Here is a 26,158-nt window from a genome sequence, read left to right as displayed (position 1 = left end):
AATTGTCAGGAGGGAATGCAATGAAAACAGGACGCATCAGTCAGATCATGGGACCAGTCGTAGACGTTCGTTTTGAAGACGGTCACTTGCCTGAGATTTATAATGCGATCAAAGTTTCGCATAAAGCGGAAAGCGAAAGTGAAGTTGATATCGACTTAACTTTAGAAGTAGCACTACATTTAGGTGACGATACAGTGAGAACCATCGCAATGGCATCAACAGACGGTGTGAAGCGCGGTATGGAAGCTGTAGACCTTGGAAAACCAATTTCAGTACCAGTTGGTAACGTAACACTTGGACGTGTATTCAACGTACTGGGAGATAACATTGACTTAGATGAGCCACTTGGTGTGGAAGCTCAAAGAGATCCAATCCACAGACAAGCACCTTCTTTTGATCAACTTTCTACAGAAGTTGAAATTCTTGAAACAGGTATCAAAGTTGTTGACCTGCTTGCTCCTTACATCAAAGGTGGAAAGATCGGTCTATTCGGTGGAGCTGGTGTAGGTAAAACCGTTCTGATTCAAGAATTGATCAACAACATCGCACAAGAACACGGCGGTATTTCTGTATTCGCTGGTGTTGGAGAGCGTACACGTGAAGGAAACGACCTTTACTACGAAATGAAAGATTCTGGCGTTATCGAGAAAACAGCCATGGTCTTCGGCCAAATGAACGAGCCGCCAGGTGCACGTATGCGTGTTGCCCTAACTGGTTTGACAATGGCAGAGCATTTCCGTGATGAACAAGGTCAAGACGTATTGTTCTTCATCGATAATATCTATCGCTTTACACAAGCAGGTTCTGAAGTATCAGCCCTTCTTGGACGTATGCCTTCAGCGGTAGGTTATCAGCCGACACTTGCAACAGAGATGGGTCAGCTGCAAGAGCGTATCACGTCTACAAACGTAGGATCGGTTACATCGATTCAAGCGATCTATGTACCTGCGGATGACTATACGGATCCAGCTCCAGCAACGACATTCGCTCACCTTGATGCAACGACAAACCTTGAGCGTAAGCTGACTGAAATGGGTATTTACCCAGCGGTTGATCCTCTTGCTTCAACATCTCGTGCACTTGCACCTGAGATCGTTGGTGAAGAGCATTATGCGATTGCGCGTGAAGTGCAGCAAACATTGCAGCGTTATAAAGAGCTGCAAGATATTATTGCCATTTTAGGTATGGATGAATTATCTGAGGACGATAAGCTTGTGGTACACAGAGCGCGTCGTATTCAATTCTTCCTATCTCAAAACTTCCACGTAGCAGAGCAGTTCACTGGCCAAAAGGGTTCTTATGTGCCATTGAAAGAAACTGTTAAAGGCTTCAAGGAAATCTTGTCTGGTAAATACGATCACCTTCCAGAAGATGCATTCCGCTTAGTTGGACGCATTGAAGAAGTGATTGAAAAAGCCAAAGAGATGGGTGTAGAGGCCTAATCTGGTCCTTAGGAGGGTAAAAGCATGAAGACCGTTCAAGTCAATATCGTTACTCCCGACGGCCCAGTGTATCAAGCGGATGTGGAAATGGTCAGTGTAAGAGCAGAAAGCGGTGAGCTTGGTATTTTAGCTGGCCACGTTCCAATGGTTGCTCCGCTAAAAATCGGTGCAGTTCGCTTAAAACATAGTGGATCAACTGAATTGGTTGCAGTAAGTGGCGGATTTGTTGAAGTCCGCCCTGAACAAGTAACGATTCTTGCTCAGGCCGCTGAAACATCAGATAAAGTTGATGTCGATCGTGCTAAATCAGCGAAGCAGCGTGCTGAAGAGCATTTGAACCACCCGAATGAAAGTGATGTACGCCGGGCGGAACTCGCATTAAAACGGGCGTTAAACCGTTTAAATGTAGCAGGGAAATAAAACAGAAAATCCTTCTTATCACTGTGATAAGAAGGATTTTTTTTAGGATGACATGAGAGATTGATACATCGACACATAAGGATGAGATGCTTGCTTTTCTAGATATAAGTGCTCGCAAAATTGCGTACTACAATGCCATGTTTTATTATTTCTGCGTAAGCCAAGCGTATATTTGTGCGGAGAATCCATATAAGGCCGTACCACCCAGTCAGCATCTGAATGATGACGGATGACAACCTCTCCTATATACACACTCATCATCGCTTCTAATGCATCTATCGGCATTTTCCACTCAGCGAACAGCTGCTTGGTCAATGCATCAAAGTATAGTGATTCTAACTGATACAAGCTTTCCTCAGAGTAATCCAAAGAAATGTTATGAAAATGACACAATTGTGCTAATTCTTCTAGCTGTGTCTGTCTATAATCAAAGTAGAAAGCAATGGCCTCCCATTCATGATCAAATGAGGGAACCAATTCTCCGTACAAATCAACAAAGTCAGGAAAAGAATCTTTCAATGTGTTCAGCTCCTTCCACACGCAGTATATCATCTCCTTGGCATCAGGATAAGAGGGGATTCACACTAAATGTAGCTCTTTTTTCCAAATGATTCATCTTTCCGATTTTCGAGGATATAATGAAAGGGAGTTTTCCTTTACAGAAATAAATAAAAGGAGGATTCAACTGTATGGAAGACGTAGGACAACAAGCAATCGTGGGCATTGTGATCCACCTATTTTTTATCGCGGTTACATGGTGGGCACTGCTTGCTGTAAATATTGATCCACTCATTAAAAAAGGGAAAATCGTTCAAGCAAGGCTGCTGATGATGCTCATTACCATTGCTATCGCATCTGTAGTCAGCAATTTCTTCCTTGATTACTTAAATTTCTCAAGACAAATTCCTTATATGTTCTAACATAAAAGGTTTGGTCACGGCCTTCTGCGGGAACGTAAAAAGAAGGGTCAAAAGGCTCGCCTTTTGTTGACTTTTCCACGTATGCATTGACCTCCTTGCGGCAACACTTGTAGCAAGGGGGAATGACAAGTGAGAAAGTATTTGAAAGGTTGGCCATTATTTGCGTTTATTCTTTTTTTTGTTCTGATGATTCAAGGTGTTCGTGCGGAAGAATCTTCCCCGCTCGCTCAAATAGCAGAAGGTCTAAAAAACCAGCAAATTGAAGTCGATGGATGGACCCTTCATGCCAAGACAAATGTAGATATTTCATCCGAACAATTTTCAAAAAAAGTGAAACGTTTGAAAGACGAACTACGACAGTATGAGTGGACCGAAAAAAAAGAACAACATGTCACCAAAGTCACAGGAATTTACAAAGATGAAAAAAATGATACAGAATCGAAAATTTTACTCGTGAAGACCGACACAAAATCAAATCAAAAGTCGTATTTATTATATGAGCAAAAAGGTGCTCGCCCACTGAATACCTGGGAGCATACATATGATCAGTTCGTACGTCATGCAAAAAGCATATTACAAGAGAAAATTGTAATTTTTACTTGTCTCGATGGTCATGTAAATGGTATGATGGATGTTGTTTTGCAAAAAAAAGCTGAAATGTTAGCAAATGAATTTCAAGCAAAACCAGTTGAGTATCTCGTTGAGTCTAATTTTGTGTCGCTTTCCGCTTACACAGATAAGTGGGAACAGTTCATTATGACTTCAAATGATAAAATGAATGTTCAAATTGCCATCAGAAGTTCGGAAATGAACGAAAATCATACGATTACGGTTGGCACACCAATCGTAACGACTGAATATTAATATAGAGAATTTGGGACGCGGAGGGGAAGACCTTGGAAAAAATCATCGTCCGCGGCGGTCAAAAGTTAAACGGCACAGTTAAAGTAGAAGGCGCAAAAAATGCCGTTTTACCAGTTATCGCTGCATCTTTGTTAGCAAGTACAGAAAAAAGCGTAATTTGTGATGTACCTACGCTCTCCGATGTATATACAATCAATGAAGTGTTACGTCATTTAGGAGCAGAAGTACATTTTGAAAATAACGAAGTATCAGTTGATGCATCTCATGCACTAGAAACTGAGGCTCCGTTTGAGTATGTCCGTAAAATGCGAGCATCCGTGCTTGTCATGGGACCACTTTTAGCAAGAACAGGTCATGCAAGAGTTGCATTACCTGGAGGCTGTGCGATTGGTTCAAGACCAATTGATCAGCATTTAAAAGGCTTTGAAGCAATGGGAGCTAAAATTCAAGTAGGTAATGGTTTCATCGAGGCTGAAGTAAAAGGCCGTTTAAAAGGTGCAAAAATCTATTTGGATTTCCCAAGTGTAGGGGCAACTGAAAACATCATCATGGCAGCAGCATTAGCTGAAGGAACAACGATTTTAGAAAACGTAGCAAAAGAACCTGAAATTGTTGATTTAGCAAACTACATCAATGCCATGGGCGGTAAGGTTCGCGGTGCTGGTACTGGTACAATCAAAATCGAAGGTGTGGAAACACTTCACGGTGCAAAACACAACATCATCCCTGACAGAATTGAAGCAGGTACTTTCATGGTGGCAGCAGCCATTACAGAAGGAAATGTTCTTGTAAAAGGCGCAGTGCCAGAGCACATGACATCACTTGTGGCAAAAATGGAAGAAATGGGTATTCAGATCATTGAAGAAGAAGAAGGTTTAAGAGTCATTGGACCATCTGAGCTCAAGCCAATCGATCTAAAAACAATGCCGCATCCTGGGTTCCCAACGGATATGCAATCTCAGATGATGGCGCTATTGCTTCGTGCGAACGGAACAAGCATGATCACAGAAACGGTGTTTGAAAACCGCTTTATGCATGCTGAAGAATTCCGCCGCATGAATGGCGATATTAAAATTGAGGGTCGCTCTGTCATTATCAATGGGCCGGTTCAACTTCAAGGTGCTGAAGTGGCAGCGACTGATTTAAGAGCAGGAGCAGCACTTGTACTTGCTGGATTAGTGGCAGAAGGTCATACACGTGTCACTGAGTTGAAGCATATTGACCGTGGTTATGTGAACTTCCACCAAAAGCTTGCAGCAATCGGTGCAGATATTGAAAGAGTAAACGATGAATCAGCAGATGTGACACAAGAACAAGTTGTATCAGATCTGAACGCTTAATCATGAAAGAAATCAGTGTGTCCATTGGGGCATGCTGATTTTTTTTAGAATCATAGAATGCCTCATTTCACGAAGCTTATCATTAGTGTATCCAACCATCTTAAATTTTATTCATACAGACGAACAGTAAAATCCATTCTAAGAACAGGCCCATACCTTCATAAAAGACTTGTCCACTAAATGAAAGAAGCTGTCATATTAGCTTGTCCCTGCCCATAGGATAAAAGAGATTCAATGACAAATGGGGGCAGCCAAATATGAAACCAATGATATGGACAATCGCAGGAATATGCATCATCATTTTAATGATTCCAACATTACTTGTGTTGCCGACGTTCCAAGGGAAGCCGGCGGCCAGCCAGCACGTAGCAGCAGAACCATCAGTTAAAAAAGAAGTGAAGGGTTCAGTCAAATTGAAGCAATCACCCGTCGCTATCCCCGTCTATCGCTCAGCTTATCAGCAGGTAGAAAACATCCCCTTAGAAGAGTATGTGATCGGTGTCGTAGCATCTGAAATGCCAGCTGATTTTGAAATGGAAGCACTCAAGGCACAGGCGCTCGCAGCAAGAACGTATATCGTCAGACAAATGATCAGTGATAAGACTGTCAAATCACCCAAGGGCTCTCTTGTAGATGATACCCAAATGTTCCAAGTTTACAAAAACAAACAGGAACTCAAGAAAATTTGGGGGAAAGCGTACAATTGGAAATTAAAAAAGGTCACGGAAGCTGTCGCCAGCACACAAGGAAAAGTGCTGACTTATGACGAGAAACCAATTGATGCTTCATTCTTTTCAACAAGTAACGGAAAAACGGAAAATGCCGAAGCCTATTGGAAAAACGAAATCCCTTATTTGAAAAGTGTCTCAAGTAAATGGGACGAAAAATCGCCAAAATTTCAAAATAAGAAAACCATCTCGGTCAGTGAATTTCAGCAAAAATTAGGTGTGACGCTCACTCAGCAGGCTCAGGTCGGACAGATTGTAGAACGGACACCAGGAAATCAGGTAGCGAAAGCCGTGATCAACGGTAAAACAATGTCAGGCCGAGACATTCGAGAATCACTAGGCCTTCATTCAGCGGACTTCACATGGGAACGCCAGGGCCAGCAGATTGTCATTACAACAAAAGGATATGGTCATGGTGTAGGCATGAGTCAATATGGTGCGCATTATATGGCGCAGGCAGGCAAAAAAGTAGATGCCATCGTGAAGCATTATTATAAAGGAATTCAAATCGAATCAGCCGATCGTTTTCTCAACACGTATATGGCTAAAAAATAAAGCAAAGGTGCCTCAGAAATGAGGCATTTTTTTGTGTGTTCAAAGAGATTTGAACAGAATGTGTCAAATCGCGACTTAAGACGCAGACCAGGAAATCTTAAACATTTATGTCCTGACAAGAACTGATGGCTGATACAAAGTCCCTCGAAAGACAGAGAAAACGAGAGAATAATGGGTGTGTTAGGTGAAAATATCTAGACATCTGACAGAATTTTAGTGATTTTGATGAAAGAGAAAAAGGGACCGAGTCCTATACCATTCCAAGACAGAATAATTTACGATTAAGATGTTTCAATCAAATACATAAGGAGGAAGAAAAAGTATGTTGAAAAAAGTAATCACACTCGTAACCTTAACTGTATTGACATTATCTATGTCAATCTCTTCACCAGTATTTGCAGAAGCATCTACAGTCAAAAAACATAACAAAGATGTAAGAGTGACAATCTTACTTGATGCAAGCGGAAGCATGGCAAGAAAAGTAGAGGGAGAGCGCAAATTTGATCTCGCTAAACAAGAGGTATTTAAATTTGCTCAGTCACTTCCAAAAGACGCTAAAATTCGTATGAGCTTGTTTGGTTCTGAAGGAAACAACAAAAATTCAGGTAAAGCTCAATCATGTGAAGTCATTAGAGGCGTTTACGGCGTACAGCCTTATGAAAAGAACAGCTTCGAAAACTCTTTAAACGGACTTGGGCCAACTGGCTGGACACCGATTGCACGTGCACTTGAAAATGCAAAGCAAGCGGATGAGCAGCTTACTGCAGGAACAAAGCATATTGTGTACTTAATCACTGATGGTGAGGAAACTTGTGGCGGAGATCCAGTAAAAGTAGCAAAAGAATTGCATAACTCAAAAGGATCAACTGTTGTAAATGTGATCGGATTAGACTTTAACGATGGCTATGAAGGTCAATTGAAGCAAGTAGCCAAAGCTGGTAAAGGCCATTACTACCAAGCAAGCACTGGTAAAGAAATGGGTTCTATCTTTTCAGCAGAATCATTAAAACTACACGAATAACTTGCTGAACAAAAGGGAAACGATTGATTCATGCTTTCGTTTCTCTTTTTCTGTACAAAAGTAAAAAAGGGAGGTTTTTATTGATGAAAAAAAACATCGTATTAACCATTTTGGCTAGTCTTGTCCTGCTTCTTTCTTCACCAGCTCATGCTGTAACAAAACAGGAGCCGCCTGCGCATGTGGTGATATTACTCGATTTAAGCGGGAGCATGGCACAATCAGTTGAAGGTGAAAAGAAAATTGAAATCGCCAAACGGTCTATTCAAAGCTTTGCAAGCATTTTATCAGAAGATACACAAGTTCTGCTTCGTGTGTTTGGTCATGAAGGAACCAATAAAAATGCAGGGAAAGCTGTTTCTTGTTCAAGTTCTGAAGCTGTTTACGGATTTGGATCATATGAGCCATCAACCTTTCAGCAAGCACTGAATGTGTATAAGCCAACTGGCTGGACACCACTTGCAAAAGCATTAACGGATACGAAACAAGATTTTGAAGATCACCAAGCTGAAGGGAAAAATATTGTCTATGTTGTCAGTGATGGTGAAGAAACTTGTGGTGGAAGCCCTTCACAAGCAGCAAAGGAATTACATGAAGACGGAATAGATACAATCGTCAATATCATTGGCTTCGATGTGAATGAAAAGGAAGCAAAAAGTCTTAAATCTGTTGCAAAAGCGGGTGGAGGACAATATCAACCGGCTGCAAATGCCGAAGAATTGAACCATATTCTTCAACAGGAAGCGAGCGCTTTTGGTCGGTAGAGAGTGAATGGCAGCTGGGGAAAACAACCCCAGCTGTTTTTAAGTTGACGATTAATTCAAAGTCGTTTCTAATTCATCAATTCGTTTCTCCACATAATGCTGATCCTTTCTTGCATGGAAGGTTTCGGCTTTTTCTAATATGGCAGCCGTATTATACTCGGGAATCTGTGAGTAGCTCTCATACACACCTTTAGGAATTAAAACGTTCCCTTCCGGCCAATAAACTGCGATATTGCCGCGTCTCAACTCTCCGAATTGAGCCACTCCTTGATAGGATCCATATTGATTAAAGAGAACAACTGGATCACCTTCTTGGACATAAAGCTCTTTTGCATCTTCTTCATTCATTAGGATAGAATGACGTTTTCCACCATTAAAGGCATCCTTTTCACTGTAGATCATGGAGTTGAATTGCTTTCCTCTTCTTGTCGTGATATTGAAATGTCCTTCGGTTTTTCGATATTGAGGAAGCTGGGCAGGAAGAAGATGTCCCTTGCCGTCTGGTGTTGGACACACGCCATCTTCACAAAGCCATGCGCCTCCCCATTGAAAAACGTCTCCCTTGTGACGTAAATGCTGGATGCCATCATAGTTTCGGTTGGCGACCGCAATCTCACGACGAATGTCTTCAGCTGTTTCAAAATGTATCAGCTCAGCATCTTCTGGCCGGACTCTTTTCGCAAGATCAACATAAATGTCCCATTCTGCTCTGGCTTCTTCAATACGAGGTCCTTCAATTTCTGGACTGAAATATACCATGCGTTCCGTACTGGTTGATGTGCCGCCGCCTGGTTGTTCATACCTTGTCATAGCAGGCAGCACAATCACCGCCTCTTCAGCGTCTACCAGCGTAGAGGTATTCAAAATGATATCTTGGTGAACACGGAGTTCAAGTTCAGATAATGCTTTTTCGATCGCTTCCGGATTTGGCATCGTTTCTAAAAAGTTTCCGCCACTCGTAAACAGCATTTTGAGTTTTTGTGGGTGGTCTTTTGGGAGAGCCATCTTTTCAAAGGATTGCCCAATGGTGTCACCATGCCATTTAGGAATGTCAAACCCCCATATACGTTCGATTCTTTCAATATTCTCGTCATCAAAATCACTACCCGGCAAAACGAATGGATCAGCACCCATTTCACCAGAACCTTGGACGCCGCTATGCCCCCGAATTGGCATGACACCACAATGTTTTCTGCCGATAAATCCGCGCAGCATGGCAAGGTTGGCAACCTGTGATATATTATCAGTTGCAAAGCGGTGCTGAGTAAGGCCCATACTCCAAATAAAAACGCCTGAATTAGCATTGGCAAGCAGTGTCGCAAATTCCTTCATTCTTTCTTTTGATAAACCTGATGATGCTTCTAGGTCCTCCCACTTCAATTGTGCGACATGCTGCTTTAAATCCTGTATGCCTGTTGTATGTTTTTGAATAAATTCGTGATCAAGAGCCGAATGGGGAGCATGCTGCTCCATGTCAAACCAATGCTTGATGACGCCGTTCATAAACGCAATATCTCCGCCTATATTGACTTGGTAAAAATCATCTGCAATTTTTGTACCGAATAAAGCACTCTCTGGAATAGAAGGAACCCAATACTTTTCCATAGCAGGCTCTTTATACGGATTGATGACGATAATTTTTGTTCCCTTCTTTTTAGCAGCGTACATATATTTAGTGGAAACAGGCTGATTGTTTGCTGCGACAGATCCCCAAAAAATTAATACATCCGTTCCAATCCAATCACTGTAATTACAGCTGGAAGCACCGATGCCAAGGGACCGTTTAAGAGCGGTTTTACTTGGTGAATGGCAAATGCGAGAAGCATTATCAATATGATTCGTCCCTATAAATCGAGCAGCCTTTGCAGCCGTATAATAAACTTCATTTGTAATTCCTCTGGCGGTTAAATAGAAAGCAAGCTGCCGTTTATCAATTGATTGGATTTTAGCTGCGATTTGATCTAGTGCATCATCCCAAGAAATACGTGTAAAGGCATTGTCACCTTTTTTTCGGATCAATGGATAAGGAATCCGCCCAAGCTTGCGAAGAGAGGTGCTGTCCATTTGCTTTAGCTGATGAATATCTTCAAACCATTTTTGATCAATAGCTGGCATTGTGTTAAGACGAAGCACATTTAGTCTTGTGGTGCATATATGAGGTCCTGCGAGCGTTTGATCATACAGTCCTGAGACGCCAAGGGCACAGCCGTCACAAACACCCTGCGTTAAAATACGGTACGCGTAGGGAAGGTTATCTTTGTTCTCCCATGCCACTTTCATCGTATCTCGAATGTGTTTCGGTTTCACTTTGCCAAGCCCCATTGGTACAAAAGACGCCCATAGCTTTGGTGAGGGTTTTTTATTTAGTTTAACAGGCCCCTTATGTTTTGTTTTCCCCATGAGATCATCACCCTCCTAATACTTTGTAAAGCGTTTTCATATCTAAAAATTACCTTTAGATTGTGATTCTGTCAAATTCAAATTAAGATCGGGCTGAGACAGAGGAAGCAGCAGATAGGTTTTTTTCTCTTAGCTGCTGAATATCCTTTCGAATCAGAAGTGATATGATAAAAGCAATGAAAAATAAGCCAGAGAACACCATAAGGCTTTGTGTGTAATTACCTGTTATATCTCGGATGAAGGATGAAAATAGTGGTCCTGCTAATCCCGCAGCGGCCCAAGCAGTCAAAATATAACCATGTATGGCACCAAGCTGCTTTGTACCAAACAAATCCCCAATATAGGCTGGAATTGAAGCAAATCCTCCTCCATAGCACGTATAAATGATCGCCATGACGATTGAAAAGATGAACGGTTCTTTTAAATAGGGGAGTAAAGGAAAAGCAATGAGCTGGATACTGAAAAAAATCGTATACGTATTCGGTCTTCCTATATAATCTGAAAACGATGCCCAGCCAATGCGTCCTAAACCATTAAAAGCACCTAAAATGCCCACAAGAGTAGCTGCAGCACCTGCAGTGAACCCAACACTTTCTTGAGCAAGAGGTGACGCTACTGAAATAATAGCGATTCCGCATGTGATATTAATAAAAAGCATAAGCCACAAATAATAAAAACGTCTTGTTTTGATCGCTTCATTTGCTGTAAGCTGTGATAAATCTTGAGGGATTTTTCTTTTCTTTGTTTTGAATACATCAAATTGTTTGACGTCATCAGGTGTTGGTGGTGATAAATAAAGAGATGAGATCACCAAGATGATAAAATAGGAGATTCCAAGAATATAAAAAGTATTTGCGATATTCACTTTTTCAATGAGATATTGAATAATTGGGCTGCAAATAAGAGAAGCAAACCCAAACCCCATAATGGCTAAGCCGGTTGCAAGACCTCTTCGATCCGGAAACCATTTGACTAGAGTTGATACAGGTGCAATATAGCCTACCCCTAACCCTATTCCAGCGAGTACACCATAAAATAAATAGAGGAGAGGCAGTGATGACATGTGGACAGCGAATCCTGACCCAGTCATTCCGATGCCGAAGAAAATAGCTGAGAAGAGCCCCGATGCCCTTGGACCATACCTTTCAACAAAATGTCCCATAAAAGCAGCAGATAAACCTAAAAATAAAATAGCAATACTGAAGGTGAGACTTATTTCTGTTAATGACCACTGAAAGGCTTCATGTAAAGGATTCGTAAAAACACTCCAAGCATAAACAGACCCAATAGATAAATGAATTCCTACAGCACTTGCTGCGATGAGCCAGCGATTTTTCGATTTGTTCATTTTGTTCCCCCCATATAAAGCAGTCAAGAAGTTTGATAAGATAGAAATATGTTACATTTTTATGACTTTTTAAAATAATATCACAATTTGATTGGATCATATAACTAAATTTGCATTGAAAGGAAGATCATACAATGAATCCTTCTGTTAAAAAGAAACGAGTCATACACCAATACAATGAAGGCCAGTTTACCTGCAAAACTGATGAAATTGTAGAAGAATATCCTTTAACTGTGATGGTAAATGGAGAAGAATTTGTGACCCTTGTTTGTTCACCAGAGCACTTGAAAGAATTGGTTATCGGCTTTTTGGCTTCAGAAGGGGTCATTCGATTTGAAAAAGAGATTAAAAGGTTTACAATAGATGAAAGTATGGGTTTTGCCTATGTTGATTTAGTTCACTCAAGTGGATTTGATTCATCAGATTTTACAAAACGAGTGATTGGTTCATGCTGCGGGAAAGGAAGACACTTTTATTTCCTTCAAGATGTGAAGACGGCAAAAACAGCCATTGATCGAATCAGTATTTCTGCTGAAACCTGTATGCATCTCATGAAGTGTTTGCAAGAAGAAAGCCAATTATTTCAACATACTGGCGGAGTGCATAATGCTGGACTGTGTGACACAGAGAAGCTATTCATCACTAGAACTGATATAGGAAGACATAATGCTTTAGATAAAATTTATGGATACTGTTTACTTCAGCGAATTCCACTTAGAGATAAAATCCTTGTTTTTAGCGGCCGGATATCGTCAGAAGTTCTATTGAAGGCAGCAAAACTAGGAGTGTCTATCGTCATTTCAAAATCAGCACCTACTGAGCTGGCGCTTAAAATGGCAGAAGAATTAAATATTACGACAGTTGGATTCGTCAGAGGAAAATCCTTTAACATTTACACGCATCCTCATCGTATTACAGAATAGGAGGCAAAGTATGGTCAGTATTTTAGATAAAAGACATCGACCATTGCGCGATTTAAGAATATCAGTAACTGATCGCTGTAACTTTAGATGTACGTACTGTATGCCTGCTGAAATTTTTGGGCCGGATTATCCTTTCTTGAAAAAAGAAGAACTGCTTAGTTTCGAAGAAATTGAACGACTTGCTACCCTTTTTGTAAAGAACCTAGGTGTGGTAAAAATACGCATCACGGGCGGAGAACCGTTAATGCGGAAGGATCTGCCTGTCTTAATAGAAAAGCTCGCAAACATTCCAGGGATTGAAGACATTGCGATGACAACCAACGGAACACTTTTACCTTTATATGCTGATCAGTTGAAGAGAGCTGGTCTCAATAGAGTCACCATTAGTTTAGATTCATTAAATCCCGACCGTTTTAAGCAAATGAACGGAAGGCATATTTCTATCCAAAAAGTGTTTGATGGTATTGAGGCTGCAGAAAAGGCTGGACTTGCTATCAAGATTAATATGGTTGTTCAAAAAGGTGTGAATGATCAGGATGTCTTACCAATGGCAGCTTACTTCAAAAAAGAAGGACACGTTCTCAGATTTATTGAATTTATGGATGTCGGTAATACGAATAAATGGAATCTAGAACATGTCATGACAAAGAAAGAAATAATTGAATTAATTGATTCAACATATCCTATCAAACCAGAACCTCCTCAATATACAGGTGAAGTAGCCAAACGATTTTTTTACAAAGATGGTTCAGGAGAGATAGGTATTATTTCTTCCGTTTCAGATGCTTTTTGTGGAACATGTAACAGAGCAAGGCTGTCTGCAAGGGGGGAATTGTTTACATGTCTGTTTGCTTCATCGGGTTTTGATCTGAAACAGATGATTCGTACGACAAAAGATAATGAAGAATTAACGAACAGGTTAAAGGAATTATGGTCGAATAGACATGACCAATATTCAGCCGAGAGAGAGCAGAAAAAAGATCAGAAAAAGGTTGAGATGTCATACATCGGTGGTTAATGACAACAAAGTATCATGATCATGTATTTTTGAAAAGAAGAAAAAATGTCATAATCGTTGCTGAAAATCCTTTTTTGAAAACAGGCCATTTTATCTTATGAACTCAGTCATTATAAAAACCAGCAGAATCTCTGCTGGTTTTTAAATTGCTATTTTGCACTTCAAAAAGATTGAGATAAGATTGGAAAATAGATTTTCTCTCATTGTGTGCGGCTTTACTTTTACGAGTGCTGTGATAAGATCAAATCATTCTTTACCAGCTCGACTTTTTCACTCCAGGGATATGACCCTTATAGGCAAGCTCACGAAAAGCAATCCTAGACATTTTGAATTTTCGTAAATAACCTCTGGGACGGCCCGTTAATTCACAGCGGTTTTTTAAGCGGGTAGGGGAAGAGTCTCTAGGTAATTTTCGTAAAGCTTCATAGTCACCTTTTTCTTTTAACTCTTTTCTTAATTCTGCATATTTCAATACAAGCTGCTGTCGTTTTTTTTCTTTAGCAATCTTAGATTTCTTTGCCAATTAAAACCCTCCTGGCCTAATTTTGTATTTTCCATTGAAAGGGGTCCTCAAATGTAGTCCAATCTTGATCAAATTCCTCAGGTGTAAGCAAGCATTGATCAAGAGTACGAATGATTTCTGCTTTAGGTAAATCTACACCGATAAACACAAGTTTTGTATGGCGATCACCAAACTCTGCGTCCCACTCATCTAGAAGCTCTGGTTCCTGATTTAATATCCGTGCTTTTTCTTGTTCAGGCAAAGCAGCAATCCAGTATGCAATTGGTTCAATCGCAACAGATTTCCCAGCTTGTGAAATTAAAATGGTTAAATCATGATGTGTGGCAAGCCAAGTAAAACCTTTCGCACGAACGATCTGCTCAGGCATTTGATCTAACCAAGCATTCAGTCTGCCAGTATGAAAAGGGAGTCTTCTTTCGTAAACAAAAGATGAAATTTGGTATTCCTCTGTTTCCGGTGTATGCTGAACATGTCCTGCGTTGATTTCTTTGATCCACCCAGCAGAAGCACTTGATTTTTCAAAGTCGAATAAACCAGTATTCAAAATGTCATCTGGCTGTACTATACCTTTTGAGGTTCTGATGATAGATGCTTCTGGTTGTAGTTTGTTCAGCACATGCTCAAGTCGATCTAATTCAGAGGGAGATACTAGATCACATTTATTGATAATAAGCACGTCACAAAATTCAATTTGATCAATGAGTAAATCGGAAATTTCTCGCACGTCGTCATCGGAAACCGCTTCTTTACGATCTAATAAACTCTCTCCTGACTGGAAATCAGTCCAGAAACGATTTGCATCTACTACTGTGACCATCGTATCTAGACGGCAAAAGCGGGTCAAATCTATACCCATTTCTTCATCAATATAAGAAAACGTTTGAGCGACGGGAATTGGTTCACTAATTCCGGTTGATTCAATGACAATATAATCAATATTACCCGCCTTACAAAGGCGTTCTACTTCGATTAACAAGTCTTCTCTCAAAGTGCAGCAAATACAGCCGTTAGATAATTCAACGAGTTTCTCATCTGATCGAGAAAGCTCGCCGCCTTGTTTGACTAGTTCTGCATCAATATTAATTTCGCTCATGTCATTGACGATTACAGCCACTTTTAATCCTTTGCGATTTTGAAGAACATGATTTAATATCGTTGTTTTTCCTGCTCCTAAAAAGCCGCTTAATACTGTAACAGGTACACGCTTATTCATTTGTTTTTGTCCTTTTGAAAACGATCATTTTGTTTTCCGCCTCACTTAAAAAGTAATCATTACGATTTATAATATAAAAAATTTATTTTGTTTCTCTATGAAGGGTATATTTCTTTAATCGAGGAGAATATTTTTTTAACTCCAATCGGTCAGGATTCGTTCTTTTATTTTTTGTTGTGATGTAGTTTCTGTCACCTGTTTCAGTACAGGCCAACGTAATATTCACGCGCATAAGTAATAGGATCCTCCTTTAATTCGTAATAGTTACGATTTGTATTTTAAAATGATCAAGACTGAATGTCAAGCATAGGAGAATGATCCAAGTCAAATGATAAAAACAAAAGGGGTATCGAATGACTATTGATACCCCTCCCCATTAATAAAAGTCACCGAGTTCTTGTTCGTAATCACCCTCATACTGCTGGACATCATAAGGAATTTCTTGGAGGAAGGCTAACCCGCCTAGTATAAGTATCAAAACGATGGCAATGAATGAAAGAATAACTGCGGCAATACTTGAAATGGCAAAAAGTGTTTGCATTTTCATCATCTTAGCGTACTGTTCTAATAATTCTTCGTAAGAAGTATCTGGAGCCTGAATCAAGTGTTCAGCCGCTTTTACAGATTTTTGTACATGGATCCCCATCATAATGAGGAAGACGCCAAGGGCTGCAGGAAGAACAAGCCAAAAACCAATAAGAATAGCCAGACCGCCTGAAATATAGAGAAAGATACTACCAACCTTTCCCCACTTTACGATTGAATGAAGAGATTGAATGATTTTCTCAGTTTGTTGCAATGGTGTTCACTCCTTTATGTATTCACTCTTTATCATACTTGAGTAAGTAGTGCTTTAGGAAGAGTGAATGTTGATTGATTCAATTGTTTCTCTCTTCACTTCACTTTTTTTACAGCTGTTACTTGCGTCATAAAAAAAGCGTCTCTTTTTCAGGGAGACGCTCGTTTTATAATTCTTTTCCTAGGATATCTAAATCGTATCTGCTGCCGTCCATTTCTGCGATGCGTGGCAGGTGGCCCCATGTCTCAAAGCCGTGCTTTTTAAATAGTCGAATGCTGGCTTCGTTGTGCCCGAAAATAAAGGCAAGTAACGTTCGAATGCCTAATGAGGGTGCTAAATCAATGGCTTCTTGCAAGAAAAGTGATCCTAAGCCTTTTCCTCGATAGTCTTGGTTTAAATAGATACTCATTTCAACGGTCCCGTTGTATGCAGGCCTTCCGTAAAACGTTTCAAAGCTCAGCCAGCCGTAGATATTTCCATCCTCATCTGTTTTCACATAGAGAGGTCTTTTCTCGGAATGATTCAAAAACCATTGCCGGCGGTCCTCGACAGAAACTGGTTCTGTATCAGCGGTCACTTCTCTTGAAGCAATGGTTGAATTGTAGATATCAACGATGGCTTTGAGGTCATCTTCTGTTGCTATACGGTTGAAAGTTTTCACAATTAAGTCCCCCATCTTTTTTTTCATTTATCATACATATTATTGATGCGATTGCGCAAAATAAAAAGAAAAATGATTTCGTGTGTATATATTTTTTGAAAAGTGTTCAGAATGTTGCTGAGGTGATGAAAAATGAGAGAGGAAGAAAAGAAACGTACTTCCAAAATCACAAAAGTTCAGCAATTTTTCCGTAAGCGCTGGGTATTCCCTGCTATTTACTTGGTCAGCGCAGCGGTCGTGTTAACAGCCGTTCTTTGGTATCAAGCTGTATCAAAAGATGTGAAAGACCAACTATCTGATGGAAATCAAACAGGGCAAGAACAGCGCGATGATGCCGTTGAAGTTGGAAAGCCAATTGAAAATGTCGCAATGCCGGTCCAGAATTCTGATAATGTTTCTGTCGTGAAAAAGTTCTATGAAGCAGATGCTGACCAAAAAGAAAAAGAAGCAGCACTTGTAAACTATAATAACACCTATACCTTGAGCAAAGGTATTGATCTTGCAGATAAAGATGGCAAAGTGTTTGATGTCACAGCTGCTCTTAGTGGAACAGTGGTTCAAGCGAAAAAAGATCCAGTCCTCGGTCACGTTGTTGAAATTGAACATGAAGATGGATTATCGACTGTTTATCAATCGTTGTCACAAGTGAGTGTCAAAGAAGGCGATGAAGTCAAGCAGAATGATGTCATTGGTGCTTCTGGTAAAAATCTATATGGTGCTGAAAGCGGCAACCATGTACATTTTGAAATTCGTATGGAAGGTTTAGCGCTTAATCCGCTTAGCTTCATTGACAAGCCTGTTTCTACAATTGAAAAAGCAGCGCAAGAAGTGACGGAACAAGCAAAAGAACCTGCTCAGCCAAAGACTGAGGAAAAAACGAAGGAACCTGCTGCTGAAGATAAAGCCAAAGAGCCAGCTGGAGAAAAATCTGAAGAAAAGTCTGATGAGAAGGGGAAATCCTCTGATCAAGAAAAGTCTTCTGATTCCTCTAAAGACAGCAGTCAGTCAGAAGAAACAAAACAATCTTAATGTTTTACAAGGTCCTCTGTGTATATAAATATGCAGAGGTTTTTTCTGCTTAAAAAGATCCTCCGCCACTCGGCGGAGGATACACTATAGGGCGGCAGGTCCTTCTTCACCTGTCCGAATGTTGATTGTATTCGCTATTTCATATATAAAAATTTTCCCATCCCCTGGTTCGCCTGTCCGAAGTACCTTTTGAGCTGTTTCAACGACCTGTTCGACAGGTACTTTGCTTAGGACGATTTCGATCTTTAATCGTTCGTACACGTTGCTTTCTTTTTTGACGCCGCGGTATAGCTCTGTATGTCCCTTTTGTAAGCCGCAGCCGTGTACATTTGAAAAGGTAATCGAGGTGACACCAATCTTTCCAAGCTCCACCTTTAATGTTTCAAAATTAGCTGGACGTGTGACAATCTCCACTTTATACATTTTGCTCATAGAGACACCCCTTTTTCTTTAATCTTGATAAGCTTTTTCACCGTGCATGGTTAAATCAAGACCCACTGATTCTTCTTCTTCGGTTGCACGAATTTTGAAGAAGACATTGACCACTTTGATGATCACGTATGTCACAACGGCAACAAAAGCGTACGTGGCAACAATTGCGACCACTTGCTTCCAAAGTAAGCTGGGATCTCCGTAAAATAAGCCATTGGCTCCGCCGTCATTGACAGAAGTTGTGGCGAAAAGTCCTGTTGCAATTCCTCCCCAAGTACCGCCAATTCCGTGAAGGCCGAATGCGTCCAGTGCGTCATCATAGCCAAATTTGGCTTTGAGTGAAAAGACTCCCCAGAAACAGACGATCCCGCCAATGATTCCTATTATAATAGAAGCAAACGGTGTAACAAAGCCTGCGGCAGGTGTAATGGCGACAAGACCTGCGATGGCTCCAGAGATCGCGCCGAGCATGGTCGGTTTTTTGTTGATCATCCACTCTACTAACAGCCAGCCGATGATTCCTGCAGCAGCAGCTGTATTGGTGTTAATAAAGGCATACATGGCCACGCTGTCTAATGTAAGAGCGCTACCCACGTTAAAACCAAACCAGCCAAACCAGATGACAGCTCCACCAAGAAGGGTGTAGATCAAGTTATGCGGAGAAGAGCTTGCTGCTTCTTTACGCTTCCCGAGCACAATTGCCACGACAAGACCTGCAACACCGGATGAGATGTGAACCACGTTTCCGCCTGCGAAGTCAAGCGCACCCATCTCGCCAATCCAACCGCCACCCCATACCCAGTGTGCGACTGGAGCGTATACAAATGTGACCCAAAGGAGTGTAAATACAACGACTGCTGAGTAGCGAATCCGTTCAGCAAAGGCCCCTGAGATGATGGCTGTTGTTAAGACGGCAAAGGTCATTTGAAACATCATGAACAATGAATGTGGAATGGTCTCACTATAGGAACCAGGCTCAAAGCCTACGCCTTTCAGGCCCACCCAGTCTAATCCTCCAATCCATGCATTGCCTGGTGCAAAAGCTAAGGAATAACCGAATACGATCCATACGATTGAAACGATTGCTAGTGACGTTAAGCTGTGCATGGTTGTGCTTAACACGTTTTTACTTCTCACGAGTCCTCCGTAGAATAAAGCTAAACCCGGTGTCATTAACCACACGAGTAGTGCGCAGAAGAACATAAATACTGTATCACCCATTTGCATGCTGCATTCCCCCGAATCATTCAGAATTATTGTTTTCTTAATTCTTCATTATAGAGAGAAAAGTCATATATAACATATACATGGAAGTTTATCTGACATGGTTTTTGGTTAAGTTCAATATAAATGGATGAAAAGTTCGTAAAAAATGAGCAAAAACGTAAGTTAAGCACTAAAAATGAAGGGCGTTTGACCTATAAAATGGAACTGAGAAACAGTTTTGTACGTTCCTCCCTAGGAGAATCAAACAATTCCGAAGGGACGCCTTCTTCGACGATGCGGCCTTCGTGCATGTAGACGACACGATCGGCAACTTCTTTCGCAAAGCCCATTTCATGTGTGACAATGACCATGGTCATGCCTTCTTTTGCGAGGCTTTTCATCGTTTGCAGCACCTCGCCTACAAGTTCTGGGTCAAGGGCAGACGTAGGTTCGTCAAATAACATGACATCAGGCTTCATGGCGAGAGATCTGGCTATGGCTACACGCTGTTTTTGGCCGCCTGATAGTTTAGAAGGATATACGTTGGCTTTATCCGCAAGTCCGACTTTTTCTAGCAAGGTGCTGGCTTCAGCGATGGCTTGCGCTTTCTTTGTTTTTTTCACCATAACAGGCGCTTCGATGATATTTTCAAGCACAGTTTTGTGCGGGAAAAGATTAAAATGCTGAAACACCATTCCTATTTTTTGTCTCATTTCGTTTAATTGATCTCGCTTTGGATGAACAGGGCTGCCCTCAATGATAATATCTCCATCATTTTTTATTTCTAAAAAGTTCATACAGCGGAGCAAGGTGCTTTTTCCAGAACCGCTTGCACCAATTAAGACGACCACATCATTTTCATAAACAGTGAGATCGATATCTTTTAAAACATGAAGCTCTCCAAAGTATTTATTGAGTTTTTCAACACGTATGATTTCCTTTGATTCTGTCATGCTTCTCCTCCTATTGGTCACTGGCTGATAGTTTCTTCTCAAAGGTTTGGACAGCGAATGTTAACAGCAGGACAAGAACTAAGTAATAGACGGCTACAACAAGTAAATACGTCATATTGTCAAAGCTGTTGGAGCCTTGCGTGGTGGCGACGTTAAATAGTTCATTGACACTGATAAAGGCGGCGAGTGATGAGTCTTTTAAGCCGATAATGAACTGGTTGCCAAGAGGGGGAAGAGCACGCCGCATCGCTTGAGGGAGAATGATACGCCTCATTGTTAAAAAACGACCCATACCAAGAGATCGTCCTGCCTCTTTTTGCCCCTGATCGATGGATTGGATGGCGCCTCTGAATATTTCGGCTATATAGGCGCCGTTATGAAAGGCGAGCGCAATGGAAGCAGCCCAGAAGTCGGGTATATTCAATTCTGTGAGGCCGAAATATAGGATGAAAATCTGAACAATAAGTGGTGTTCCGCGTACAAGAAAGATATAAGCATTGGCGATATAACCGAAAACGGCTATGCGGGATATTTTCAATAAAGCAAAGAAAAGCCCGATGAACATACCGATGAAGATGCTGATCACCGTCAGCTGTAAGGTGATCAGCATTCCTTCTAAGAAAATACCTCTTGAATCAATGAGTGTCTGAAAAAAGTGTGATAGGGTAGGCAAAACAATCATCTCCATTTGAAGAAAGTGCGCCTATAAAAAGGGCGCACAATCGTGGTTTTAATCTTGTTTGACCGTGATGTCTTCATCAAAGTACTTTTCGCTAATTTGTTTTAATGTTCCGTCTTTTTTTAGTGCGTCAATCGCATCGTTGATCTCTTTTATGAGCTGTTCATTTTCTTTTGAAACAGCAATTGCCTGCTCACTTTGTCCGAGTCTTTCCTGCGCTGTGATTTTTAATTTTTTCTTCATCGCTTCTGCGCCTGTGGCGAAATCTGTCACGACTGCATCGTGTTTTCCGTTGGCCAGTGCTTCTAAGGCGACGACATCACTATCATAATACTTTGGTTCTTGCCCGCTATGTTCCTTGGCAATATCAGCGTAGGACGACCCTTTGGATACAGCAATTTCTTTGTCTTTTAAGTCATCCGCATGTTGAATGTCTGATCCGGGTCTTGTGAAAATTTGCGGACCAGAGTAGTAATATGGCTTAGAAAAAAGGACGTGTTTTTTTCGTTCCTCATTGATGGTATGACTTGCAACTGCCGCATCAAATTTACCTGCTTTCACGCCTTCGACGATGCCTGCGAATTTATATTTTTTCTGTATAGGTTCGAGACCTAGTTTGTCACTAATCGCAGTGCCTACGTCGATATCAAAGCCGGACATCTGATTTCCATCCATGTAACTAAACGGATGAAATTCACCTGATGCTGCAAAAATAAATTTTCCATCCTCCAAAATTGGCGACCCTTTCGCTGTAGAATTACGTTTATCTCCGTTCCCATTTGTTTCATTTGAACCGCACGAAGACAGAAGTAATACTGCAACCGAGAAAAGGGCTGGGACCCAAAACCGTCTTTTTTTAATAATAAGCTTCTCCTCCTTTTCAGCCGTTCTCCATATCAGGAGAAAGTAGGCTTTTCAATATGTGTAGCATCTTACCATTTGTTCCTCATATTCTCAATTTTATATGTGTTATTCCAACAATCGTCCTTTTTAGAATGTATGTCTTGCTTTTCTAAGAGAGAACTTGAATTGATTAGGGTAAAAAAGGGAAATGAATCTCATAATAACGAAAGGATTGCAAAAAGGAGGTCAGTGTATGAACAAGTGGAGAGACAACCGAAAAGTTTTTTTAACCGCTATTGCCTTTGGAACGATGTTGAATCCACTGAATTCATCAATGATTTCTTTGGCCTTGCATCAAATTCAGCATGAATTCGGTTTGTCGTTTACGACCGTATCTTGGCTTATTTCTTCTTTTTATTTAGCCAGTGCAGTGACGCAGCCGGTGAGCGGCCGGATTGGGGATCATGTCATGAGCCGGAGAACCTTATTTTTATTCGGTCTGGTTCTTGTCGCAGTCTCAGCCATTTGCGCGCCGTTTGCCCCAACGTTTGCGGTGCTGATTGTGATCCGTTTGTTACAGGCGATGGGAAGCAGTGCCATTTATCCTTCTGGGGTCGGACTCATTCGGGATCATATTCAAGAAAGACAGGCTTCGGCGTTAGCGGTATTATCCATTTTTGCTTCAGCGATGACGGCGCTTGGGCCGACGCTTGGCGGATTTTTGATGACCATTGGCGGCTGGCCGGCTATCTTTTTAGTGAATCTGCCTTTTATTTTGATCAGTTTCTTTCTCGGCCTATTTTTGTTTCCGAAGGAGCAGAAGAAGAAAAAGCTCCGCATAGGCGAAACTGTGCGAACACTCGATTTGCCAGGGATGCTTCTTTTTACCGTCTGCATTGTTCTCCTGCTTTCATTTTTATTATCACTGGGTGATGGCATTCAATATGTTCAAGGTATTCTTTGTCTCCTGAGTGCAGGCGCTTTTATCTGGTGGGAGTATCAGGTGGATGAACCGTTTATTCAAATACGGATGTTCAGGGAGAAGCAGCGGCTGTCACTTGTGTATGTGCAATTTATCATTTTAAATATCTTTTTCTATTGTCTCTTTTTTGGTTTGCCGAGTTATTTTCAGGATGAGTTAGGCTGGCGTGTGGAGATGACGGGTCTTTTTATGCTGTGTATGTCAGGGGTGAGTATTATTGTGTCACCGCTGACTGGAAAGTGGGTGGATCGCGGGGATGAACGCCATCCAGTTTTAGCGAGTGCTGTATTGATGCTGGCTGGAGCGTCTGCCATGACTTTCTTTTTTATTCCTGCGCCATTATGGGGGAAAGGATTGGTTCTAGCTCTGCTTGGGCTCAGTTATGGGATTGGGAATGTTGCGCTCCAAGCTGCGATGCTCAAGGCAAGTCCTCAGCACATGATTGGCACGTCCTCTGGACTTTTTCAAACATGCCGCTACCTTGGTTCTATTCTGTCGTCTGCTGTGCTTGGTATGCTGTTTGGGGATGAAATTGCTGGTGCTCACTTTGCGCAGTTAGGCTGGACATTGATCATCATTTCTCTTATTGGCATTGGTGTCAGTCTTTATTTTTCGAGTATGGTTAGAGGGGGAAAGCCAATAAAAAAAGCGGCGCGATAAGTGGAAGAAGAATCTTCATCACGTTATCGCAAGTCCGCTTAAGAGTTGGACAGGTCTGAGCCCTGATCCTTTGTCTTCCTTCTGAAAATTTTCCCTACAATTGTCTCGTAAAATGTCACGATACGATCAATAGGAGAGTCAAAGAACTTCCATAATTTATTCATGATAAAGACAACCACAATCGATACGACCAAGCTGCCTAAAACATCAAATGGATAATGATGGCCGACCCAGATGCGGGAGAATCCTGTAAGTAATCCAAAGACGAGCAAGATGTTGCCAAGCTTTTTATTACGGGATCGAATGGCAAGTGAAAGAGCCAATGCACCTGTTGTATGGTCACTTGGGAAGGAAGCATCTGCTGAGTGCGGGATGAGTGTGTCGACTTTATGCGCCACAAACGGCCGCTCTTCATAATGAAACAATGTAATGGCAAAGTTGACGATAAGTGCTGCAATGCCTGTTACACCGGAAAAGAAGACATGCTTCTTAAATTTGTGATTCCCTAATAACCAGCAAATCAATAAGACAAGGGCGTACACAAGAATGGCCTTTTTCGTAATAAAGATCATGGCCTGATCTAAAAACTCAGAATGGTGAGCCATCCCGTGTATGACTTTAAACAATTCGTAATTCAAAACATCACCTATACTTTCGCTTAATGCTAACTATTTTTCAACAAAGCCTGTATGCTCTATTTGGAATATCCTATATTTTAGCATGTTTCCGGCGAAGTTTAAAATAGTACCCTTTTACTCTGAAAGGGAGACCTTTTGTGCTTTTGCTTCCTGAGGTTTTCGTTCGCTCCAATAAAAAACGCCCATACTCAGTAAGACCACAATACCCGCAATGAGGTACACATTTGAAAAGTCTGTGAAGCTGACAAGGAGTCCAAAGACAAATGAGCCGGCAGCAATACCTGTATCATACAGGGTGAAGAAAGTAGCCGTCGCATATCCCGTACGATGAGCTGGTGAGTGCTGAATCGCAAGTGTTTGTAAACATGGCACGAGCGAACCGTAGCCAAGTCCAATCACAGCGCCTGATAGAAGAAGCATTGTAGCTGAATGTGTCGCTGTCAGCATCCATAAACCAATGGCAAAAAGGGCAATCGAAGGATAGATCACAACGTGAGCTCCAACCCGGTCAAAAAGTCTGCCTGTAAATGGACGTGATCCAAGCATTGCAGCCGCAAATACAATAAAGAAATAACTGCTTGCACCCATCAAATGAAGTGAATTGGCATAAACTGAAATAAATGAAATAATCGGCGAATAACAGAAGGAAATAATAATGCCGACGGCCGCTGTTTTTAATGCGCCTTTTTCAAACAGGTGAGAAAACGTGAATCGGAAGACAATGCTTCCACCGTTTTCAGGCTCTGGCTGTCTAATCAGCATCGTAAAAGCGGCTCCGATGGTCACGATAATGGAAAAGAGAAGAAATAATGAATGAAATCCTATTTTTCCTACTTGATTCAGTGCGATAAACGGACCGATGACAACAGCGAGGTTCATAGACATCACAAAGTATCCGAGTCCTTCCCCGCGTTTATGTTTCGGGATCATATCAGCTGCAATGGCACTGGTGACTGTCGTCAAAATACTAAAAAAGATCCCTTGTACGAAACGCAGCATAAGAAGCGTTTGGAATTGATCAATCGGGATGTATAAATAAGTGAGTAAGGCAAAGGCTGTAGAAGAGAAAATCGCCATCCGTTTTTTGCCGAATTTCTCAATAATGGCTCCAGAAAACGGTCTTGTCACAATAGCAGATAATAAGAAGACCGTCACAAGGAGACCGCCCTGTGATTCTGTTCCATTTAGTTCATCCATTGTGTAAATGGGCAGTAATGTCAAAAGGGCATAAAAAGAGGTAAACGTAAATAAATTCACCAGGACAATCATGATAAAGTCTTTTGTCCATATGCGTTCGTTCATGATGTATGTCACTTCCTATTCAGTTGATAATTTGTGTAAAAGTGTATGGAGGAGTTGTTTTTCTTCGTAGGTAAAATCTGAAAGACATTCTTCTTCAAATTGTTCCATCGTGCGTTTGATTTCTTCAAATCGGGCTTTTGCATCATCTGTCATCACGATCAGATTCTCACGTTTGTCTTTTCCTTGTACACGTTTCACCCAGCCGTTTGCTTCTAAACGGGTGACGGTTCTGGTGATGGTCGGTGCTTCGACGTTCAAATATGTCCAGATGTCTTTTTGGGTTTTCGGGCCGAATGTATCCAAACAAAAAAGCACAGTCCACTGGGACATGTACAAGTCATAAGCAGCAAGCGCTTCGTTCGCCTTTTTAGACAGCAGCCGTGCGCCTTGATGTATTTGATGTAAACACTCTCTATTTAACGTATCCATATGCTCACCTTTTTTAAATATTTAGCTAGGTAAATAAATTCACCTTTTCTATTTTACGTGCTGAACTCT

Annotated in this window: 28 protein-coding genes; 12 read left to right on the top strand and 16 right to left on the bottom strand. The window is 41.2% G+C overall.

The window, feature by feature from the left end; genetic code table 11:
• Positions 1–20 precede the first annotated feature (20 nt).
• The gene (gene atpD / locus BA81_RS06330) at positions 21–1,442 is read left to right on the top strand and encodes a F0F1 ATP synthase subunit beta (RefSeq protein ID WP_024423726.1); all 1,422 of its coding nucleotides are present in this window, start codon (positions 21–23) and stop codon (positions 1,440–1,442) included.
• A gap of 24 nt (positions 1,443–1,466) precedes the next feature.
• On the top strand, positions 1,467–1,862 hold the full coding sequence (locus BA81_RS06325; protein ID WP_003214592.1) for a F0F1 ATP synthase subunit epsilon: 396 nt from the start codon (positions 1,467–1,469) through the stop codon (positions 1,860–1,862).
• Positions 1,863–1,904: 42 nt separating this feature from the next.
• On the opposite strand, the gene BA81_RS06320 is transcribed toward BA81_RS06325, so the two are convergent.
• Positions 1,905–2,381 carry a hypothetical protein gene (locus tag BA81_RS06320; RefSeq protein ID WP_024426339.1) on the bottom strand — a complete coding sequence of 159 codons (477 nt, stop codon included), beginning with the start codon at positions 2,379–2,381 and terminating at the stop codon, positions 1,905–1,907.
• Positions 2,382–2,551: 170 nt separating this feature from the next.
• Between BA81_RS06320 and BA81_RS06315 the strand changes: the two genes are divergently transcribed.
• The 6 genes from BA81_RS06315 to BA81_RS06290 all read left to right on the top strand — a co-directional run bounded on the left by BA81_RS06315 (position 2,552) and on the right by BA81_RS06290 (position 8,051).
• On the top strand, positions 2,552–2,782 hold the full coding sequence (locus BA81_RS06315; RefSeq protein ID WP_034281218.1) for a DUF1146 family protein: 231 nt from the start codon (positions 2,552–2,554) through the stop codon (positions 2,780–2,782).
• A gap of 129 nt (positions 2,783–2,911) precedes the next feature.
• The gene (locus BA81_RS06310) at positions 2,912–3,646 is read left to right on the top strand and encodes a YwmB family TATA-box binding protein (protein ID WP_024423723.1); all 735 of its coding nucleotides are present in this window, start codon (positions 2,912–2,914) and stop codon (positions 3,644–3,646) included.
• A 32-nt stretch (positions 3,647–3,678) separates the two neighbouring features.
• Positions 3,679–4,986, top strand: coding sequence for a UDP-N-acetylglucosamine 1-carboxyvinyltransferase (gene murA, locus BA81_RS06305; protein ID WP_024423722.1), 1,308 nt, complete (start codon positions 3,679–3,681; stop codon positions 4,984–4,986).
• A 257-nt stretch (positions 4,987–5,243) separates the two neighbouring features.
• On the top strand, positions 5,244–6,269 hold the full coding sequence (spoIID, locus tag BA81_RS06300; protein ID WP_034281217.1) for a stage II sporulation protein D: 1,026 nt from the start codon (positions 5,244–5,246) through the stop codon (positions 6,267–6,269).
• 322 nt (positions 6,270–6,591) lie between these two features.
• Positions 6,592–7,290 carry a VWA domain-containing protein gene (locus tag BA81_RS06295; protein ID WP_080701169.1) on the top strand — a complete coding sequence of 233 codons (699 nt, stop codon included), beginning with the start codon at positions 6,592–6,594 and terminating at the stop codon, positions 7,288–7,290.
• Positions 7,291–7,373: 83 nt separating this feature from the next.
• Positions 7,374–8,051: a VWA domain-containing protein gene (locus tag BA81_RS06290; protein WP_034281216.1), complete on the top strand. Its 678-nt coding sequence runs from the start codon at positions 7,374–7,376 to the stop codon at positions 8,049–8,051.
• A 51-nt stretch (positions 8,052–8,102) separates the two neighbouring features.
• Here BA81_RS06290 and BA81_RS06285 read toward each other — a convergent pair whose 3' ends face one another.
• Positions 8,103–10,451 (bottom strand): FdhF/YdeP family oxidoreductase, encoded by a 2,349-nt coding sequence (locus tag BA81_RS06285; protein WP_034281215.1) that lies wholly within the window; start codon positions 10,449–10,451, stop codon positions 8,103–8,105.
• 82 nt (positions 10,452–10,533) lie between these two features.
• A complete protein-coding gene (locus tag BA81_RS06280; protein WP_034281214.1) occupies positions 10,534–11,799 on the bottom strand; it encodes an L-lactate MFS transporter in 1,266 nt (421 codons plus the stop codon).
• Between the two features lie 134 nt (positions 11,800–11,933).
• On the opposite strand from BA81_RS06280, the gene fdhD reads away from it, so the two are divergent.
• Positions 11,934–12,722: a formate dehydrogenase accessory sulfurtransferase FdhD gene (gene fdhD, locus BA81_RS06275; protein WP_034281213.1), complete on the top strand. Its 789-nt coding sequence runs from the start codon at positions 11,934–11,936 to the stop codon at positions 12,720–12,722.
• A 10-nt stretch (positions 12,723–12,732) separates the two neighbouring features.
• Positions 12,733–13,740, top strand: a complete 1,008-nt coding sequence (moaA, locus tag BA81_RS06270; protein ID WP_034281212.1) for a GTP 3',8-cyclase MoaA — start codon at positions 12,733–12,735, stop codon at positions 13,738–13,740.
• Between the two features lie 253 nt (positions 13,741–13,993).
• On the opposite strand, the gene rpsN is transcribed toward moaA, so the two are convergent.
• From rpsN to BA81_RS06245, 5 genes are all read right to left on the bottom strand, one after another.
• The gene (rpsN, locus tag BA81_RS06265) at positions 13,994–14,263 is read right to left on the bottom strand and encodes a 30S ribosomal protein S14 (RefSeq protein ID WP_025093900.1); all 270 of its coding nucleotides are present in this window, start codon (positions 14,261–14,263) and stop codon (positions 13,994–13,996) included.
• A gap of 16 nt (positions 14,264–14,279) precedes the next feature.
• Positions 14,280–15,476 carry a GTP-binding protein gene (locus tag BA81_RS06260; protein WP_034281211.1) on the bottom strand — a complete coding sequence of 399 codons (1,197 nt, stop codon included), beginning with the start codon at positions 15,474–15,476 and terminating at the stop codon, positions 14,280–14,282.
• 82 nt (positions 15,477–15,558) lie between these two features.
• Positions 15,559–15,708, bottom strand: coding sequence for a 50S ribosomal protein L33 (rpmG, locus tag BA81_RS06255; protein ID WP_024423713.1), 150 nt, complete (start codon positions 15,706–15,708; stop codon positions 15,559–15,561).
• A 144-nt stretch (positions 15,709–15,852) separates the two neighbouring features.
• The gene (locus BA81_RS06250) at positions 15,853–16,275 is read right to left on the bottom strand and encodes a DUF5362 family protein (RefSeq protein WP_024426331.1); all 423 of its coding nucleotides are present in this window, start codon (positions 16,273–16,275) and stop codon (positions 15,853–15,855) included.
• 166 nt (positions 16,276–16,441) lie between these two features.
• On the bottom strand, positions 16,442–16,951 hold the full coding sequence (locus tag BA81_RS06245; RefSeq protein ID WP_029706351.1) for a GNAT family N-acetyltransferase: 510 nt from the start codon (positions 16,949–16,951) through the stop codon (positions 16,442–16,444).
• A gap of 117 nt (positions 16,952–17,068) precedes the next feature.
• Between BA81_RS06245 and spoIIQ the strand changes: the two genes are divergently transcribed.
• On the top strand, positions 17,069–17,965 hold the full coding sequence (gene spoIIQ / locus BA81_RS06240) for a stage II sporulation protein SpoIIQ (RefSeq protein ID WP_034281210.1): 897 nt from the start codon (positions 17,069–17,071) through the stop codon (positions 17,963–17,965).
• 84 nt (positions 17,966–18,049) lie between these two features.
• Here spoIIQ and BA81_RS06235 read toward each other — a convergent pair whose 3' ends face one another.
• The 5 genes from BA81_RS06235 to BA81_RS06215 all read right to left on the bottom strand — a co-directional run bounded on the left by BA81_RS06235 (position 18,050) and on the right by BA81_RS06215 (position 22,135).
• On the bottom strand, positions 18,050–18,397 hold the full coding sequence (locus BA81_RS06235; RefSeq protein ID WP_034281209.1) for a P-II family nitrogen regulator: 348 nt from the start codon (positions 18,395–18,397) through the stop codon (positions 18,050–18,052).
• Positions 18,398–18,415: 18 nt separating this feature from the next.
• Positions 18,416–19,624, bottom strand: a complete 1,209-nt coding sequence (locus BA81_RS06230; RefSeq protein WP_034281208.1) for an ammonium transporter — start codon at positions 19,622–19,624, stop codon at positions 18,416–18,418.
• Between the two features lie 191 nt (positions 19,625–19,815).
• Positions 19,816–20,556 (bottom strand): amino acid ABC transporter ATP-binding protein, encoded by a 741-nt coding sequence (locus tag BA81_RS06225; RefSeq protein WP_034281207.1) that lies wholly within the window; start codon positions 20,554–20,556, stop codon positions 19,816–19,818.
• A 10-nt stretch (positions 20,557–20,566) separates the two neighbouring features.
• The gene (locus BA81_RS06220) at positions 20,567–21,244 is read right to left on the bottom strand and encodes an amino acid ABC transporter permease (protein WP_080652918.1); all 678 of its coding nucleotides are present in this window, start codon (positions 21,242–21,244) and stop codon (positions 20,567–20,569) included.
• A gap of 42 nt (positions 21,245–21,286) precedes the next feature.
• Complete coding sequence (locus tag BA81_RS06215) at positions 21,287–22,135, bottom strand: transporter substrate-binding domain-containing protein (RefSeq protein ID WP_227001748.1); 849 nt, start codon at positions 22,133–22,135, stop codon at positions 21,287–21,289.
• 196 nt (positions 22,136–22,331) lie between these two features.
• Between BA81_RS06215 and BA81_RS06210 the strand changes: the two genes are divergently transcribed.
• Complete coding sequence (locus BA81_RS06210; RefSeq protein WP_034281204.1) at positions 22,332–23,720, top strand: MFS transporter; 1,389 nt, start codon at positions 22,332–22,334, stop codon at positions 23,718–23,720.
• A gap of 38 nt (positions 23,721–23,758) precedes the next feature.
• Here the strand turns inward: BA81_RS06210 and BA81_RS06205 are convergent, their stop codons facing one another.
• The 3 genes from BA81_RS06205 to BA81_RS06195 all read right to left on the bottom strand — a co-directional run bounded on the left by BA81_RS06205 (position 23,759) and on the right by BA81_RS06195 (position 26,089).
• Complete coding sequence (locus BA81_RS06205; protein ID WP_034281202.1) at positions 23,759–24,358, bottom strand: undecaprenyl-diphosphatase; 600 nt, start codon at positions 24,356–24,358, stop codon at positions 23,759–23,761.
• A 114-nt stretch (positions 24,359–24,472) separates the two neighbouring features.
• Positions 24,473–25,660, bottom strand: a complete 1,188-nt coding sequence (locus BA81_RS06200) for an MFS transporter (protein WP_034281200.1) — start codon at positions 25,658–25,660, stop codon at positions 24,473–24,475.
• 15 nt (positions 25,661–25,675) lie between these two features.
• A complete protein-coding gene (locus tag BA81_RS06195; RefSeq protein ID WP_024423697.1) occupies positions 25,676–26,089 on the bottom strand; it encodes a MarR family winged helix-turn-helix transcriptional regulator in 414 nt (137 codons plus the stop codon).
• Positions 26,090–26,158: the final 69 nt, after the last annotated feature.

It is taken from the genome of Bacillus safensis FO-36b (genome assembly GCF_000691165.1).
GTDB lineage: Bacteria > Bacillota > Bacilli > Bacillales > Bacillaceae > Bacillus > Bacillus safensis.
Note: the sequence above shows the minus strand (reverse complement) of the source record. Positions and strands in the feature narration are given on the sequence as shown.

Excerpts from the sequence above, each read along its gene's own strand:
- atpD (WP_024423726.1), top strand. The coding sequence starts at position 21 with ATGAAAACAGGACGCATCAGTCAGATCATGGGACCAGTCGTAGACGTT.
- BA81_RS06230 (WP_034281208.1), bottom strand. The coding sequence starts at position 19,624 with ATGCAAATGGGTGATACAGTATTTATGTTCTTCTGCGCACTACTCGTG.
- fdhD (WP_034281213.1), top strand. The coding sequence starts at position 11,934 with ATGAATCCTTCTGTTAAAAAGAAACGAGTCATACACCAATACAATGAA.
- BA81_RS06225 (WP_034281207.1), bottom strand. The coding sequence starts at position 20,556 with ATGACAGAATCAAAGGAAATCATACGTGTTGAAAAACTCAATAAATAC.
- BA81_RS06245 (WP_029706351.1), bottom strand. The coding sequence starts at position 16,951 with ATGGGGGACTTAATTGTGAAAACTTTCAACCGTATAGCAACAGAAGAT.
- spoIID (WP_034281217.1), top strand. The coding sequence starts at position 5,244 with ATGAAACCAATGATATGGACAATCGCAGGAATATGCATCATCATTTTA.
- BA81_RS06325 (WP_003214592.1), top strand. The coding sequence starts at position 1,467 with ATGAAGACCGTTCAAGTCAATATCGTTACTCCCGACGGCCCAGTGTAT.
- BA81_RS06220 (WP_080652918.1), bottom strand. The coding sequence starts at position 21,244 with ATGGAGATGATTGTTTTGCCTACCCTATCACACTTTTTTCAGACACTC.
- BA81_RS06295 (WP_080701169.1), top strand. The coding sequence starts at position 6,592 with ATGTTGAAAAAAGTAATCACACTCGTAACCTTAACTGTATTGACATTA.
- moaA (WP_034281212.1), top strand. The coding sequence starts at position 12,733 with ATGGTCAGTATTTTAGATAAAAGACATCGACCATTGCGCGATTTAAGA.
- BA81_RS06200 (WP_034281200.1), bottom strand. The coding sequence starts at position 25,660 with ATGAACGAACGCATATGGACAAAAGACTTTATCATGATTGTCCTGGTG.
- BA81_RS06290 (WP_034281216.1), top strand. The coding sequence starts at position 7,374 with ATGAAAAAAAACATCGTATTAACCATTTTGGCTAGTCTTGTCCTGCTT.
- BA81_RS06195 (WP_024423697.1), bottom strand. The coding sequence starts at position 26,089 with ATGGATACGTTAAATAGAGAGTGTTTACATCAAATACATCAAGGCGCA.
- BA81_RS06260 (WP_034281211.1), bottom strand. The coding sequence starts at position 15,476 with ATGAATAAGCGTGTACCTGTTACAGTATTAAGCGGCTTTTTAGGAGCA.
- BA81_RS06280 (WP_034281214.1), bottom strand. The coding sequence starts at position 11,799 with ATGAACAAATCGAAAAATCGCTGGCTCATCGCAGCAAGTGCTGTAGGA.
- rpmG (WP_024423713.1), bottom strand. The coding sequence starts at position 15,708 with ATGCGCGTGAATATTACGTTGGCCTGTACTGAAACAGGTGACAGAAAC.
- BA81_RS06210 (WP_034281204.1), top strand. The coding sequence starts at position 22,332 with ATGAACAAGTGGAGAGACAACCGAAAAGTTTTTTTAACCGCTATTGCC.
- spoIIQ (WP_034281210.1), top strand. The coding sequence starts at position 17,069 with ATGAGAGAGGAAGAAAAGAAACGTACTTCCAAAATCACAAAAGTTCAG.
- BA81_RS06315 (WP_034281218.1), top strand. The coding sequence starts at position 2,552 with ATGGAAGACGTAGGACAACAAGCAATCGTGGGCATTGTGATCCACCTA.
- BA81_RS06235 (WP_034281209.1), bottom strand. The coding sequence starts at position 18,397 with ATGAGCAAAATGTATAAAGTGGAGATTGTCACACGTCCAGCTAATTTT.
- BA81_RS06285 (WP_034281215.1), bottom strand. The coding sequence starts at position 10,451 with ATGGGGAAAACAAAACATAAGGGGCCTGTTAAACTAAATAAAAAACCC.